The sequence below is a fragment of the Nannocystis pusilla genome (assembly GCF_020073745.1).
GTDB lineage: Bacteria > Myxococcota_A > Polyangia > Nannocystales > Nannocystaceae > Nannocystis > Nannocystis radixulma.
The window spans coordinates 1,145,874-1,160,763 of the sequence record NZ_JAIRAU010000001.1 but is presented as its reverse complement, the minus strand read 5'-3'; the positions used below and the strand labels follow the sequence as shown (position 1 = coordinate 1,160,763).

The following is a 14,890-nucleotide window of genomic DNA, read 5'->3' as shown; positions in this document are numbered from 1 at the left end:
GGGAGGTCGAGGACGTAGCCGGCTGGTCGGCGACTGCGACGGGGACGGCCGTCCTCACCAGGCGCGGGCCGGCGCGAAGAAGACGAGCGCGAAGACGACGAGCGCGAAGAACACGAGCGCGAAGACGACGAGCGCGAAGAACACGAGCGCGAAGAACACGAGCGCGAAGAAGTCGCGCTCCAGCGCCACCACGCAACCTCAGCGGGCCCGCGCGCTCGTGGCCGTCGACTTCTTCGCCGCCGGCTTCTTCGCCGTCGCGCTCGTCTTCGTCGCCGGTTTTTTCGTCGCCGCCGGCTTCGCCGCCTTCTTCGCCGCCGCCGCCTTCTTCGCCGCCGTGCTCGTCTTCGCCGCCGCCGGCTTCTTCGCCGCTTGCCGGGCCCGGTGCTCGCGCGCCTTGGCGATGTACGTCACCGCGTCGGGCGTCTTGCAGTCGGTGTCGCCGTGGTCGACCGCGACCGGGCCGATCTCGCGGGCAGCGGCGGTGGCCAGCTTCGCCAGCGCATCGCTGCGCGCGCCGATGGCGATCAGCGTCCAGTTCATCGCCTCGCGCGTGCGGTTGGCGGCGCCGTGGATCTCGCGCTCGATACGGGGCAGCAGGGCGGCGAAGAAGCTGTCCTCGAGGTCCTGTGACTCTTTGGCCAGGTGCGAGACCAGCACCCAGCCGGCCCGTCGCCGCGACTCGTCCGCGTCGTCGAGCCAGGCGGCGACGGCCGTGGACGCCGCCGGCACGTGCACGCCGACGTGCCCGATCAGCGTGTCGGTCTGCAGGTTGCACGCGGACTCGGCCTGCCAGGCGCGCAGGGCCTCGAGGTCGAACGCGGCGGGGTCGGCGATCATGGCCGCGAGCACGCGCGCGTCGTGGTTGCCGCTCTGCCACAGCGCCCGCGCCAGGGCCTGGTCGCGCCCGAGCCGCTTGCGCAGCTTGTCGAGGTCGCCGAACTTGACCCCGAACATCGGGTCGACGGCGCCGTGGCGGCGATAGGTCTTGCGGGTCTGCTCGCTGCCGAGGGCCTCGAGCTCACGGAGGACGTCGCGGGGGGATGACATCACCGCCACGCTCGCGCGGCCCCCGGGCCGGCGTCAAGCGGTATACTCGCGGCGATGTCCTCGCCTGCCCCATCGGCCCACGCCGCCCGCGCCGGGGCGTGGGCGCTGATCGTCGCGCTGACCATCGACCTCGTGTTCTCCGTCCTGGGGCGGCTCTTGCCGATGCGGGCGATGGGCGCCGAGGAGCCCGGCGCCGTCGAATGGTTCCGCTGGCTGCAGTGGTTCGGCGACGCCAGCCTGCCGCTGCGGGCGATGGTCGCCGCGATCGCCGTGGTCGCGCTGCTGCGCCTGCGCCGAGGGACAGCCGATGCTGGCGCACGGGCCATGTTCCTCGGGACAGGTGCCTTGACGGCGCTGGCGACCGGGTGGGCCGCGTGGTCCGGCTGGGTGTTCGCCACCGACGCCGAGGCGGCGCAGGCGAGCGCGGCGACGGTCCGCGTCGTCGCCACCGTCCTCGAGCAATCGGGCGACGCGCTGCTGCTGGCGGCGCTGTGGCGGGCGCGGCGGGCCTGGGGCAGCGGAATCGGCCTGGCGTGGTCGTGCGCCGCGCTGTTCTACGGGTTGCGGCTGGCGCTCGTGCTCGGCTTCGCGTTCCTCGGCCCGACCCAGGTCGACCAGGCCGGCTTCGTGCGCCATCAGCTGATGCACCTCGCGTTCGTCGCCAGCTGGACCGGCGCGCTGATCGCCGCCCTGTTCGCCCACGCGCGCGCGGCCCCGGACGAGCCCGCGCGCGCGCGCCTCGTCGCGGCCGCCGCCGGCCTCGACATCTATTTCCGGGCGCTCGTCGCTCGCGTCACCATCGTCGTCGTCGGCGGGGTCGTGACCCTCGCGTTCGGGCTCACCTCGCCGGCGATGCGGGCGAAGCTGCTGTTCGCGGCGCTGGCGCTGGCGGTGCCGACCATCGTCGCGCAGGTCGCCGGCCTCACCCGCTACGCCGACGCTCCGATCAAGATCGGTCGCGGCGCCCTCGGCGTGGCGCTGCTGAGCAGCGGCGTCGGCCTGACGCTCGAGATCCTGACACTGGCGCTGTTCCACGCGGCCGTGTGGCCCGAATCCGCGGCGAGGTTCGGCCGCGGGGAGCAAGAGGTGCTGCAATCGTTCGGGCTGTGGGGCCAGGGCGTCGCGCTCGTCACCGCGGTCGCCCTCCTCATCTCGCTGCGCCGCGCGGCCACCGGCCTCGAGTCGGCCGCGCTGCGGCGAAGGGCCGCGAGGCTGGCGGTCGCGCTGGTCGCCGTGATCGCGTCGAGCTTCGCGCTGCTGCGATTGTTCGGCGAGGCGCTGGCTCGCGCCCCGCTGGCGCTGCTCGGCCTCGGCGCCGTCGCGCTCGTCGTCGGCGTGACGATGTTCATCTCGTGGCTGCGCCTGATCGAGGGCGTCGCGCAGGAGCTGCGCGCCCGAGCCAGGGTGTCGTGAAAGTCTTTCGGGACATGTGCGACACGGCCCGAGCTTCACGCTGACGCTCGCGGACACCACATCAAAAACCCGCGCGCGACATCGCTGGGCGGGCGTGGCCACGATCACCGTGGAATGTGCATCACGTGCTCGCAGCCGGCGTTCTGCGAGCATAACGCCGATATTGATAGGTTCTTGAGGTCAGGTCTCGAAGTCCTGATACCCACTTGATCATCGGTGCCCTTAGGCTTGAAGGCGTCGAGTTCGCCGTCGGCCGATTACGCATCGGCCGACACTCCGGGTCCCGACCGCGACATCGCGAATGTGGGCCGGACCACCCTCTCTTTCAAGGAAATGCTGCGCCATGAATCGACACGCTTCGACCGTCGCATTTGCCCGACCCACCGCCACTCGCCGGCGCCGCAGCGCGGCTGCCGCCGAGGAGCCGTCGCGTCCGGCTGAACTCGAAGAGACCGTGTTGCCGACCATCCCCGTCGACGTGAGCGACGCGCAGGGTCTGCTCGCCGCTTATTTCCGCGGGCTATCGGCGGTCGAGGTGATGAACAAGGACGAGGAGCTGGCCGCCGCGGTGCGGATCGCCAGCCTGCGCGCCACCTTCTGGCGCTCGATCCTGAATTATCCGCCCTTCATCGACGGTATCTGCGATCTGGCGCGCGAGGTGCTGCCCGCGGAGGTATCCCCGGCGGAGGCGCTCGACACCATGAAGCGGACGTCGCGAGCGCTCCGCGACCGCGATCTCCTGAGCCACCAGAAGGCGTTCGAGGCGGCCCGTGAGGCGCTGTCGGAGAAGATGGGCCTCGCGGACGTCGACAGCCTGGTGTCGGACCGGATCCTCGCCGACCTCGCCAACGTCGAGCAGGGCAACAACGACGGCCTGAGCATGCGCCTCAAGCTGCCGCGCAAGGGCAGCGTGCCGTTCCTCCAGTACCTCACCACGGTGCGCGCCAACCACGTCGCGCTCGTCGCCGCCAAGAACGCGTTCGTCAAGGCCAACCTCCGCCTGGTGGTGACGATCGCCCGCCGCTTCAACCACGGGTCGATGCCGCTGCAGGACCTGATCCAGGAGGGCAACATCGGCCTGATGAAGGCGGTCGACCGCTTCGACCACCGCAAGGGCTTCCGCTTCTCGACCTACGGCTCGTGGTGGATCCGCCACGCGATCAGCCGCTCGATCACCGACAAGGCCCGCAGCGTGCGCCTGCCGGTGCACATGACCGACGCCTACAACAAGGTCAAGCGGGCCCGCCGCGAGTTCGAGGCGCTGCACGGCCGCCGCCCGACCGACGAGGAGATCGCGACGCTCACCGGCGTCAGCGTCGAGCGGATCCGCCGCATGCGCTGGGCTCTGGTCGAGGCGCCGATCAGCCTCGACCAACCGCTGTCCGACGAGAGCGGCCTGACGATCCTCGACACCATCGAAGACGACAATCAGGTGTTGCCCTCGGAGCAGATCGACAGCGCGCTGCTGATGGAAGGCCTGCAGGAGGCGTTCGCCACGCTCGCGCCGATCGAGGCCGACATCCTCCGCAAGCGGGTCGGCATGGACGACGAGCCCGAGATGACGCTGAAGGAGATCGGCGAGCGCTACTCGCTGTCGCGCGAGCGGATCCGTCAGCTGCAAGAGCAAGCGCTGAGCAAGCTGCGCAGCGAATTCGAGAAGCGCGCGCTGCTCTGAATCGGTCGACCGCGGGTGAGCGAGTTGCGCACACCCGCGGTCGTCGGCTCAGAACATTGATCCTCTCGCATCGCCCCGGGTGCGACGCCGCCGAATCGGCGACGGCTCGTGCTCGCGAGCAGGGTGCGGGCTCCCCCTGCCCGTCCCCGGCGAGCTGCGGCATGATCGGAGGACTTCGCGTATTCCTGAATTGCGCCGTCGCACGCGTGCGTCGACGGTGACGTGTCCGAGGACCCGTGACCACCCGCCTCCACTCCCCCGCGCGCCGTCAATTCGTCCGCCAGGCGGTGCTCGACGCATTGCGCGAGCTCGACCCGCGCGTGACCGTGCGCCGGCCGCTGCTGCTCGGGGTGGCGCTGGCCGCCGCGCTGGCGACCGCGCTGGCGCTGCTCCGCCCCGACGCCTTCTCGGTCGCGACGTCGATCGCGCTCTGGGTCATGGTGATGGTGCTGGCGCTCAGCGCCGTGGTGGTGCGAATGGGGGCGAGCAGCCTCACGATTCGTCTGCAGCACACCGGCGACCTGACGGCGCGACGTCTGCGAGAGCTGAAGCGCGACGCGCAAGCCGAGGTGATCCCCGCGTCGCGCCTGCGTCGCGGCGACCTGGTCCACGTGCCCGCGGGCGACGACATCCCGGCCGACGGCGTGGTGGTGGCCGGCAGCGCGGTGATCCGCAGTACGCTGAGCGGGCGCTCGGTCCCGCTGGTGCGCGAGAGCGGGGCCGATCGCCGCGCGCTGGTGGCCGGCTCGTCGGTGCTCACCGGCTGGCTGATCGTCGACGTGTGGAGCAACCCGGGCGAGGACTTCCGCCAGCGCCTGCTGGCGCTGGCCGAGCGGGCCCGCCTGGTCGCGCGCCAGGAGCCGCAAGGTCTGGCGGTGCTGGTGCTGGCGCTCACGGCCACGGCGCTGGCGGCCGGCGCCGCGCTGCAGCCGTGGGCCGCGCTGGCGACCCGCGGCGATCCGGCGGCGCTGGTCGACCTGCTCGCGCTGCTGGCCTGCGCGGTGCCGACGAGCTTCGCCGGGCTGCAGGCCGCGCTCGACGTCGCGACCTTCAAGCGGCTGCTGCGGCACAACGTGGTGACCGGCGCGGGCTCGGTGGTGCGGGCGCTCGGCCAGGTCGACGTGCTGCTGCTCGAGCGCGCGAGCGTGGCGGTCCGCGGCAACTGCGAGGCCGACGAGCTGATCCCGATGCCCGGCGTGGCGGTCGAGGAGCTGGCCGGCGCGGCGTTCCTCGCCAGCCTGGCCGATGAGACACCCGAGGGTCGCAGCGTCGTCGCGCTGGCGGAGCGCCGCTACGGCCTCGTGCCGGCGGGGCTGCAGCACGCCCGCTTCCTGCCCGGCTCGGGCCCCGGGCGCCTCACCGGCGTCGACCTGCCGGGCCGACAGCTGCGCAAGGGCGACGCCGACGCGATCCGTCAATTCGTGCGCGAGCACAGCAGCGTCGAGCCCCCCGACGAGTTCCGCGCCGCGGTGCAGGCGGTCGCGGGCGAGGGCGGCGTGGCCATCGGCGTGGCCGACGGGGCGCGGATCCTCGGGGTGATCAGCCTGCGCTGCCGGGTCCGCGAGGCGCTGGCGCGGCTGCGGCGCTGCGGCGTGTTCACGGTGGTGTCGACGGCCGACACGCCGGCGGCGGCGGCGACGCTGGCGGCCGAGGCGGGCGTCGACGACTTCCTGGCCGAGGCGACGCCCGAGGGCAAGCTGGCGCTGATCCGCCGCCATCAAGCGGCGGGTCGCAAGGTGGCGATGGTCGGCGACGGCAACCACGACGGCCCGGCGATGGCCCAGGCCGACGTCGCGGTCGCGCTCAACGCCGGCCCGCTGGCGGCCCGCGAGGCCGGCGGCCTCGTCGACCTCGACGGCGACCCGACCAAGCTGGTCGAGGCCGTCGAGCTCGGCCGCCAGCAGCGCGCGGTCGGCCGCACGCTCGCCGCCTGGTGCCTCGCGAGCGACCTCGCCCTCGCGCTCGCGCTCGTGCCGCTGGTCATCTCCGAGGCGATGGTGCGGGCGTCGGGTCAGATGTCTCTCGGGACATGCTCCGAAGGACTGTCGCTGCTCGACCCGCTGGCGCTGCACTCGCCGCGCAGCGCGGTGCTCGCCGGCCTCATCGTCCACGCGCTGACCCTGGCCTTCGTGGCGCCCCTGGCGCTACGCTGGCGGGGCCCCGCGCGCAGCCGCCTCGGCGCGGCGCTGATCGGCGCCGCGGTCACGCTGGTGGCCGTCAAGTCGCTCGACCTGTTGCTGTTCGCCGTGTTCGCGCCAGACCTATGAGCCTGATCCACCCCATCGAGGAAAAGAGCGTGTCCGACGCGCGGCGCGGGCGGATGACGCTGTACTTCGGCGCGGCACCCGGGGTCGGCAAGACGTACGCCATGCTCGAGGCGGCCCAGCGGCTGCGGCGCCAGGGCGTCGACATCGTCGTCGGGGCGGTCGACACCCACGGGCGCCCCGAGGTCGCCGAGCTGCTGGTCGGGCTCGAGCGCCTGCCGTCGCGCACCGTGGAGATCCGCGGCAAGCTGGTCGAGGAGTTCCACCTCGACGCGGCCCTGGTGCGCCGCCCGGGCATGCTCATCCTCGACGACCTCGGGCACGGCAACGCGCCCGGCTCGCGCCACGCCCAGCGCTGGCAGGACGCCATCGACCTGCTGGCGGCCGGCGTCGACGTGCTGTCGACCCTGTGCGTGCAGCAGCTCGAGAGCCAGCACGACGTGGTCGTGCAGATCACCTCGATGCGGGTCCGCGACCTCGTGCCCGACGCGATGTTCGAGCGCGCCGACCACGTCGAGTTCATCGACCCGCCCAACAAGGAGGTGCTGGCGCGCCTGCAGGACGGCAAGGTCTACATCCCCGAGCAGGACGCCCGCGCGGCCGCGGCGATGTACCGCAAGAACAGCCTGCTGGCGCTGCGCGAGCTGGCGCTGCGGCGCATGTCGCAACGGACAGGTCGCGAGAACCTGATCTACCGCAGCGCCCCGCGGCTCGGCGCCGGCCCGGTGTCGGAGCGGATCCTCGTGTGCATCGACCCCAGCCCGCTCGGGCCGCGGCTGATCCGCGCCGCCTTCCGCATGGCCACCGGCCTGCGCGCCGAGTGGCTGGCGCTGTACGTCGAGACGCCGCGGCTGGCCCTCGCCGGCGAGTCGGCGCGGGCCCAGGTCGGCGAGACCCTGCGGCTCGCCGAGCAGCTCGGGGCCGAGGTCGTGCACATCAGCGGCGCCCGCATCGACCGCGAGATCCTCGGCTTCGCCCGCGCCCGCGGCGCGACGCGCCTCATCATCGGCAAGCCGCTGCAGCACCGCTGGCGCGACCTCCTGCGCGGCTCGCTGGTCGACGCCCTGGTGCGCGGCTCGGGCGACCTCGACGTGCACGTGATCGCCGGCGACATCGCCCCGCACGAGGTCGCGCCGGTGCCCGCGCTGCGCTCGCCGATCCGGGTCGCGGCCTACTTCTGGGCCGCGCTGACGGTCGCCGCGATCGCCGCCACGCGGCTGCTGCACCTGCCGCTGTTCTACGTGATCGTCCTGCTGCTGGTCGGCATCTCGCTGGTCGGCTCGCGCCTCGGCCGCGGGCCGGCGCTCGGGGCCGCGCTGCTCAGCATCCTCGCCGTCGAGGTGACGATGCGGATCGGCCCCGAGGCGACGCCGATCGAGGACCTGCAGCGGGGGGCGATCTACCTCGGCATGCTGCTGCTGGCGCTGTGGGTCTCGGGCCTGACCGAGCTCAGCCGTCGCCAGGCCGAGGCGGCCCGCATCGACGAGCGGCGGCTGACCGCCCTGTACCTGCTGAGCCGCGAGCTGTCGCAGCTGCGCAGCGAGGTCGACATCGCCGAGTGTGCGATCCGACATGTCAAAAAGACCATGTCCGCACGGACAGTCATCCTCTTGCCGGGGCACGACGACCAGCTCGCGCCGGTCGCCGGCACCGACATCGAGCTGACCACCGACGCGCGCGAGGAGGGCGTGGCCCGCTGGGCCTTCGAGCACGGGCCGGCCGGGCGCGGGACCGACACGCTGAAGGCCGCGCAGGCGCTGTACCTGCCGCTGACCGCCGCGGGGCGCACGATCGGGGTCCTGGGCGTCGCCCCGGACGACCCCGACAAGCTGGCCAGCCCGGCCGAGCGCCAGCTGCTCGACGCCATGACCGGGCCGGTGGCGCTGGCGCTGCAGCGGGTGCGGCTGGCCGAGGAGGCGCAGATCGCCGAGGTCCGCGCGCGCGAGGAGGAGCTGCGCGGCTCGCTGCTGTCGTCGGTCAGCCACGACCTGCGCACGCCGCTGGCCTCGATCACCGGGGCCGCCAGCGCGATGATGGACAGCGGCGACGCGATCGCGCCCGAGACCCGGCGCGACCTGCTGCAGACGATCTACGAGGAGGCCGAGCGGCTCGGGCGCCTGGTCGGCAACCTGCTCGACATGACCCGGCTCGAGGCCGGCGCGGTGGCCCTGCGGACCGACTGGGTCTCGCTCGAGGACCCGATCGGCTCGGCCCTGTCGCGCCTCGACCGCCGGCTGGCCGGGCGCGAGGTGCAGGTGACGCTGCCGCCGGACCTGCCGCTGTTGCCGCTCGACGAGGTGCTGTTCGAGCAGCTCATCCTCAACCTGCTCGAGAACGCGTGCAAGCACACCCCCGCGGGCAGCCCGGTGCGGGTGGTCGCGCGGGTACAGGGCGGGCGGGTCGTGGTCGAGGTCGCTGACCGCGGGCCGGGGCTGCCGGCCGGCGAGGAGGAGACGATCTTCGAGAAGTTCGTGCGCGGCAGCAAGGCCAACACCCAGGGCTTCGGGCTCGGCCTGGCCATCTGCCGCGCGATCGCGGCGGCGCACGGCGGCGAAATCACGGCCGAGAACCGCGCCGGCGGCGGAGCGGTGTTCCGGATCAGCCTGCCGATCGGCGTCGGCCCGCCCGAGCCCGGCCCCGACACTTCGCTCGCGTCGATGAGCGGCCCCCAGGGCGTGCTACACAACACGGCGAAGATCCTGCTCCAGCCCGCGGGGCTGGAGGCGGAGACGACGACATGAGCGAACAGGGGCCATTGGTACTCATCGTCGAGGACGAGGCGCCGCTGCGGCGGTTCTTGCGGGCGGCGCTGGTCGCCCAGAACTACCGCCTGGTCGAGGCCGAGACGGCGGCCGAGGGGCTGCAACGGGCGACCGAGCACAACCCCGACATCGTCCTGCTCGACCTCGGCCTGCCCGACGGCGACGGCCTCGACGTCACCTCGCGGCTGCGCGAGTGGACGCGCGTGCCGATCATCGTGCTGTCGGCGCGCGGGCAGGAGCGCGACAAGGTGCAGGCGCTCGACGCCGGCGCCGACGACTACCTGACCAAGCCGTTCGGCACCAGCGAGCTGCTGGCGCGGATCCGCGTGGCGCTGCGGCGGGTCGCCGAGCGCACGCCGACCGAGGAGCCGATCGTGTCGCTCGGCGAGGTCACCGTCGACCTGGCGCGCCGGCTCGTCACCCGCGCGGGCAAGCCGGTGCACCTCACGCCGCACGAGTACAAGCTGCTCACCACCCTCCTCAAGTACGCCGGCAAGGTCGTGACCCACAAGCAGCTGCTCAAGGAGGTGTGGGGCCCGCAGGCGGTCAGCCAGACCCACTACCTGCGCGTCTACATGGCCCAGCTGCGGCAGAAGCTCGAGGGCGACCCGGCGCGGCCGCGCTACCTGACCACCGAGCCGGGCGTCGGCTACCGCCTGCGCTCCGAGGACGACATCGCCGGGGGCGCCTCATGACCGGCACGCACGACCGTCGCGCCGCGCGCGACCTCCACCGCTCGCTGTTCCGCACCACCCAGGCGCTGCCGGCCGTGGCCGACGAGCTGCCGGTGCCGCGCCTGCGCCGGCTGATGTTCAAGGCGCTGGTCCTGCCGCTCGCCGCGATGCTGCTGCTGTGCGGCCTGCTCGCGCTCAAGGTCGTCGCCACCGCCGCGGACGGGGCCGAGTCGACCCGCGCCCGCAGCGTGATCGCCGAGGCCAACCGCGTGCAGCGGCTCGTCATCGACCAGGAGGCCGCCCTGCGCGGCTACGTGATCGACCACGAGGACATGTTCCTGCCGCCGCTGCACCTCGGGCACGTGATGGTCCCGGCGGCGCTGCGCCGGCTCGCCGAGCTGGCGGCCGACGACGGCGAGCAGCAGGCCCGCGTGGCCGCGCTGTCGGGCGCGTACGCCCGCTGGTCCGCCGCGACCGGGCTCGCGCCCGTCACCGGCAAGACCGGCGCGGCGCTGGTGCGCCCGGGCGAGGCGTCGCGGCTGCAGCTGGCCGCCCGCGAGGCCCAGCTCGACAACGTGCGCCAGCTGGTGCGCGAGCTGGTCGACGCCGAGGAGCAGCGCCTGCGCGCCGCCGAGACCCAGGGCGGCTGGGCGCGCGCGACCACGCTGGTGGGCGCCGCCGTCGCGCTGGCGCTGATCGGCTTCACCACCACCGTGCTGCGGCGATCGATCCGCCGCATGGAGGGCATCTACGCCAAGGCGCTGGCCCTGCGCCGCCACAGCGAGGCCAACGAGCGCGCCGCCCGACAGTCCGCCGAAGCCCTGGCCGCCGAGGTCACCGCCCAGAGCCGCGAGCTGCAGGCCCGCTTCCGGGCGATGCGCGACGAGCTCGAGCTGGCCCGCGCCAGCCTGCGCGCCAGCTGATCTTTCAGACATGCTTTGAAAAGCTTGTTGCGAGAGACATGTTCCTCGCGACATGCTCCCGAGTTCATCTCACTCGTCGCCGCCGACCTCGGCGAAGGCGCGCCTGTACAGCCAGGTCTTGACGTCCTCCTGGCTCATGCACCACAGCAGGTAGCCGCCGAACACCAGCGGCACGCCCAGCTGCAGCTGGAGCGACAGCGGCAGGTAGCTGATGAGCGCGCCGACCTGGAACACCGCCAGGATCCCGACCAGGATGTTGAGCACGCCGACCACCAGCGCCAGCGACCGCGCGCCCTCGCTGCCGCGGACGAGGCCGATCACCAGGAACAGCTTGAGCGCCAGGTTGACGTAGTTGGGGATCGTGTAGTTGCCCTCCGTGATGTGCATGACCTGCATCACCGTGGCGAGGGCGAGGAGCGCGAGAGCGACGATCAGCTTGACTGGCATGGGGGTATGAGGACGAGACCGCACCCGGCCGCGGGGGTCAAGCGGTTTCTCACGGGACGGCCGCGGCCGACGTCCACGTGGACGAGCGGCCGATGTCGCGGTGATGACATCCCACGCGGTGCAAACTGCTCGTTCCGGCCGACCCCTACCATTCATCGTCGCGCCGCTGCGGTAGCATGCATCGTCGTGTTCGATATGCACGACCGGCGCGCCACGAATCGCGCCGCATCTATACCCCTGATCCGTCGAGGTTGTCTCATGTCCCACAAGATCGTGGTCGCGCTCTCCGTTCTCGCCGTCGCCTTACCCGCAGCAGGTTGCAGCGACGACACTGTCACCACCGATTCGACCGACGCGCCCGGCACCACCGCGGGCCCGAGCACCGGCACCACCGCCGACGCCCCGCCGACCAGCTCGAGCGGCGCCGCCACCGAGACCGCCACCACGGGCGACGACACGACCACGAGCGGCGCCCTGCCGACGACGACGACGGGCGCGACGAGCACCGGCGAGGCCACCACGACCACGACCACGACCGCCAGCACCGGCGAGACCACCGACACGGGCGTCGCGGGCGCCTGCGACGACGGCGTCGCCTGGGTCCGGCACATCGCCGGCGCCACGCAGACGAACATGTTCAACGACCTCGCCATCGACGCCGAGGACAACGCGATCGCGGTCGGGCACTTCTATGAGCGGGAGACCGACTTCGGCGGCGGAAACCTGAACTTCGAGGGGTACGACGACGCGTTCATCGCCAAGTACGGCCCGGACGGCGAGCACCTGTGGAGCCAGAGCTTCGGCGACGAGGATGCGCAGGAGCTGTACGGCGTGGCCGTCGACGGCGACGGGCGGATCGTCGTCGCCGGCGAGTTCCGCAGCACCATCGACATGGGCGGCGGCACGCTGACGAGCGTCGGGAAGGACGACATCGTCCTCGCCGCGTTCTCGCCCGCGGGCGAGCACCTGTGGAGCCGCAGCTTCGGCAGCCCCAAGATCGACACGGGGGTCCGCGTGGCCCTCGACGCCGACGGCGACATCGTCCTGCTCGCGCGCTCGAAGGCGCCGGTCGACTTCGGCGCCGGACCGCAGGGCGACGCGTTGAACGTCGTCCACGTCGTCAAGTTCGACCCGGCGGGCGCGCTGCTGTGGCACCGCAGCTTCAGCTCGGGGGACATCGACGGCCATGACGTCGCCGTCGACCCGGTCGGTGACATCGTCGTCGTCGGCGAGTTCTCGGGCACCGTCGACTTCGGCGGCGGGCCCGAGGCGAGCGAGGACCTCAGCAACGTCTACGTCGTCAAGCTCGACGCCGACGGCCAATTCCTGTGGATGCGCCGGAGCGGCGGCTTCGCGGTCGACGGCAAGGCCTTCGTCGTCGGGGCGAAGACCGACCTCGACGGCAACATCAACCTCGCCGGCTGGTTCGGCGGGAGCTTCGACCTCGGCGGCCCCCCCCTGGTCTGGTTGGGCGGGTACGACCTGTGGATCGCCTCGCTGACCGCGACCGGCGAGCACCGCTGGAGCGACCGTTACGGCGCCGGCACGAAGGGCTGGCAGTTCGCCAGCGACGTCGCCGGCAACGATGCCGGTCAATTCGCCCTCGCCGGCAACTTCGAGGACTGGATGCAGTTCACCAGCGGCACCGTCAGCGCCCAGTGGGATTGGGCCTACGACGCCTGGCTCGGCCGCTTCGGGCCGGACGGCGTCGACGACCACGTGCGCTCGTTCGGCGGGCCCGGCAACCAGCACGGCGACGTCGTCGGCATCAACGACGACGGCAGCATCTGGCTCGGCGGCGTCTTCAACGCGCCCTTCATGGCCGGCGACGAGTTGCTCGAGCCCTCGGATACCTGGCAGGGCTACCTGCTGCGCCTGTGCCCGTGAGCGGCCGCCTCCGCCGCTCTGCCGTCTCTTGCCAGCCGCCGCGCGGCCGACTACGTTCGCGATCATGCCCCTGGTTTCGCGCCTGCCCCGTCTCACCGTCGCCGCGGTCCTGTTCGTCGCCTGCGAGAGCAAGGACCCGCTCGACTCCGCCACCAACCCCACGGCCGTCACCGACCCGTCCGCGGGGCCCGGCGGCGACATGACCGAAGGGCCAGGTTCGAGCACCACGGCCGACACCGGGCCGACCACCGGCGGCACCGCCACCGACCCCGAGCCGACCTCCGGCGGCACCACCACCGGCACCACCGACGACGACGCCGCCACCGCCACCGGCGACCCGACCTCCGGTGTGGAGCTCAGTCACGACCTCGACATCCAGCCGATCTGGGACGCGAACTGCCTCACCGGCTGCCACACCGCCGGCGGCACCGCGGCCTCCTGGTTCGTCCTCGACGTCGGCGCCGCCTACGACGAGATCGTCCTCCAGAGCTCTTTCGAGGTCGCCTCGATGGTCCTGGTCCAGCCCGGCGACGTCGAGAACAGTTACTTGTGGCACAAGATCAACGACACCCACCTCGAGGTGGGCGGCGCCGGCACGGCCATGCCCCCGCCACCCGCCGCGCAGCTCTCGTCCGCCGAGCTCGGGAAGATCGGCCAGTGGATCGAAGGCGGCTGCGCGCCCTGAGCCATCGCCGGCGCGAGTCGCCCCGACCTCGCGCTCACACCACCACGCAGATCCCGACGTCCTCGAAGCCCTGCGGGGCCATGCCCTGCTCCCACCAGCCGACGCACTGCATATCGTACGCGAGGCACGAGTCGGCGAGGTCGAGGTCGCAGAAGATCGAGCAGCAGTACAGGTCGTTGCAGCCGGCGACGAATTGGCTGTCGAGGCAGGTGTGGCCGGGGTCGCAGCCGTTGCTGTAGGCGCAGCCGTCTCCGACCGCGCCCACGTCGCCTGACGCGTCCGGGGCGCACACGAACACCTCGCCGTACGGCACGCACAGGTTTTCGAACCCGCAGTAGTCGAAGTCGAGCGGATAGCAGTGCTCCAGGCACTGCGGATCCTCGCCGACGATCGCGCAGGTCTCGCCGACGCCGCAGGTGATCGCGTCGCAAGGGTCGTCGCCGCCGCTGTCCGTGTCGGGGAGGATGAAGCCCCGCGAGTCGCTGGCGCTGTCGTCCCACGTGTCGGTCTCGACCCCGGTCGTGCGGTCGACGGTCGTCATCGGGTTCGAGACGTTCGAGGCGTTCGAGACGTTCGTCGTCGACGGGTCGCCGCCGGTCGTCGTGCCGGGGTCGTTCGAGCTCGCCGTCGTCGTCTGCGTCACGCCGCCCTCGGTGACGCCGTCGCTGACGCCGGTGGTCCCGCCGGTGGTCGTCGGGTCCTCGGGCTCGCCGTCGCTGTTGCCATTGCTGTTGCTGTTGCTGTTGCTGTTGCTACCGGCGCCGGGGACACACTCGTCGACGAAGCACTGCAGCCCCGCGAGGCACTGCCCCTGAATGCACGGCCCGGTCAACTGACCCGGTCCGCCAGTCAACTGCGGCTCGGAGTCGTTACAGGCGAACAGAAATAATGCACTGATTGTGAGCGAGTACGCGCGTATCATTGCCACGCGGGCACTTTAACACGGCGCGACTTCACGGCGTCAAGGCGACCACGGCGGCGGCGGATTCACGAGTCCCGGCGCCCCTGCGGCCTCCGCGGGCCGCCGCGAAAGCTCGCAGTCGCGGCGGAACATCGTCCCGGACGGCGTAGCCGGTCGATGCGCGCCAGCGACCCGCCGCGCTGTCTCCATCT

Annotated in this window: 12 protein-coding genes; 8 read left to right on the top strand and 4 right to left on the bottom strand. The window is 72.3% G+C overall.

All coding sequences use genetic code 11. From position 1 onward, the window contains the following. Positions 1–54: 54 nt before the first annotated feature. Complete coding sequence (locus K7C98_RS43360) at positions 55–189, bottom strand: hypothetical protein (protein ID WP_263429154.1); 135 nt, start codon at positions 187–189, stop codon at positions 55–57. Positions 190–198: 9 nt separating this feature from the next. Beyond that, positions 199–1,047 carry a DNA alkylation repair protein gene (locus tag K7C98_RS04525; RefSeq protein ID WP_224190260.1) on the bottom strand — a complete coding sequence of 283 codons (849 nt, stop codon included), beginning with the start codon at positions 1,045–1,047 and terminating at the stop codon, positions 199–201. A 54-nt stretch (positions 1,048–1,101) separates the two neighbouring features. On the opposite strand from K7C98_RS04525, the gene K7C98_RS04520 reads away from it, so the two are divergent. The 6 genes from K7C98_RS04520 to K7C98_RS04495 all read left to right on the top strand — a co-directional run bounded on the left by K7C98_RS04520 (position 1,102) and on the right by K7C98_RS04495 (position 10,758). Then, positions 1,102–2,460 (top strand): hypothetical protein, encoded by a 1,359-nt coding sequence (locus K7C98_RS04520; protein ID WP_224190259.1) that lies wholly within the window; start codon positions 1,102–1,104, stop codon positions 2,458–2,460. Positions 2,461–2,917: 457 nt separating this feature from the next. Further along, complete coding sequence (locus tag K7C98_RS04515) at positions 2,918–4,135, top strand: sigma-70 family RNA polymerase sigma factor (protein ID WP_224190258.1); 1,218 nt, start codon at positions 2,918–2,920, stop codon at positions 4,133–4,135. Positions 4,136–4,371: 236 nt separating this feature from the next. Then, a complete protein-coding gene (locus tag K7C98_RS04510; RefSeq protein WP_224190257.1) occupies positions 4,372–6,402 on the top strand; it encodes an HAD-IC family P-type ATPase in 2,031 nt (676 codons plus the stop codon). Between the two features lie 29 nt (positions 6,403–6,431). Beyond that, positions 6,432–9,140: an ATP-binding protein gene (locus K7C98_RS04505; RefSeq protein ID WP_224190256.1), complete on the top strand. Its 2,709-nt coding sequence runs from the start codon at positions 6,432–6,434 to the stop codon at positions 9,138–9,140. After that, complete coding sequence (locus K7C98_RS04500; protein WP_096329922.1) at positions 9,137–9,856, top strand: response regulator; 720 nt, start codon at positions 9,137–9,139, stop codon at positions 9,854–9,856. The genes K7C98_RS04505 and K7C98_RS04500 overlap by 4 nt, the downstream gene beginning before the upstream one ends. Next, positions 9,853–10,758, top strand: a complete 906-nt coding sequence (locus K7C98_RS04495; RefSeq protein WP_224190255.1) for a CHASE3 domain-containing protein — start codon at positions 9,853–9,855, stop codon at positions 10,756–10,758. The genes K7C98_RS04500 and K7C98_RS04495 overlap by 4 nt, the downstream gene beginning before the upstream one ends. Before the next feature lie 69 nt (positions 10,759–10,827). On the opposite strand, the gene K7C98_RS04490 is transcribed toward K7C98_RS04495, so the two are convergent. After that, positions 10,828–11,205: a hypothetical protein gene (locus K7C98_RS04490; RefSeq protein WP_224190254.1), complete on the bottom strand. Its 378-nt coding sequence runs from the start codon at positions 11,203–11,205 to the stop codon at positions 10,828–10,830. Between the two features lie 258 nt (positions 11,206–11,463). Between K7C98_RS04490 and K7C98_RS04485 the strand changes: the two genes are divergently transcribed. Together K7C98_RS04485 and K7C98_RS04480 are read left to right on the top strand one after the other, a co-directional pair. Then, positions 11,464–13,092, top strand: a complete 1,629-nt coding sequence (locus K7C98_RS04485; protein ID WP_224190253.1) for a hypothetical protein — start codon at positions 11,464–11,466, stop codon at positions 13,090–13,092. Positions 13,093–13,156: 64 nt separating this feature from the next. Next, positions 13,157–13,777 carry a hypothetical protein gene (locus K7C98_RS04480; RefSeq protein ID WP_224190252.1) on the top strand — a complete coding sequence of 207 codons (621 nt, stop codon included), beginning with the start codon at positions 13,157–13,159 and terminating at the stop codon, positions 13,775–13,777. 34 nt (positions 13,778–13,811) lie between these two features. On the opposite strand, the gene K7C98_RS04475 is transcribed toward K7C98_RS04480, so the two are convergent. Continuing rightward, complete coding sequence (locus K7C98_RS04475) at positions 13,812–14,705, bottom strand: hypothetical protein (protein WP_224190251.1); 894 nt, start codon at positions 14,703–14,705, stop codon at positions 13,812–13,814. Positions 14,706–14,890: the final 185 nt, after the last annotated feature.

Bases quoted from the DNA above. Each gene is read 5' to 3' on its own strand.
- K7C98_RS04485 (WP_224190253.1), top strand. From the start codon at position 11,464: ATGTCCCACAAGATCGTGGTCGCGCTCTCCGTTCTCGCCGTCGCCTTA.
- K7C98_RS04490 (WP_224190254.1), bottom strand. From the start codon at position 11,205: ATGCCAGTCAAGCTGATCGTCGCTCTCGCGCTCCTCGCCCTCGCCACG.
- K7C98_RS04500 (WP_096329922.1), top strand. From the start codon at position 9,137: ATGAGCGAACAGGGGCCATTGGTACTCATCGTCGAGGACGAGGCGCCG.
- K7C98_RS04525 (WP_224190260.1), bottom strand. From the start codon at position 1,047: ATGTCATCCCCCCGCGACGTCCTCCGTGAGCTCGAGGCCCTCGGCAGC.
- K7C98_RS04520 (WP_224190259.1), top strand. From the start codon at position 1,102: ATGTCCTCGCCTGCCCCATCGGCCCACGCCGCCCGCGCCGGGGCGTGG.
- K7C98_RS04480 (WP_224190252.1), top strand. From the start codon at position 13,157: ATGCCCCTGGTTTCGCGCCTGCCCCGTCTCACCGTCGCCGCGGTCCTG.
- K7C98_RS04495 (WP_224190255.1), top strand. From the start codon at position 9,853: ATGACCGGCACGCACGACCGTCGCGCCGCGCGCGACCTCCACCGCTCG.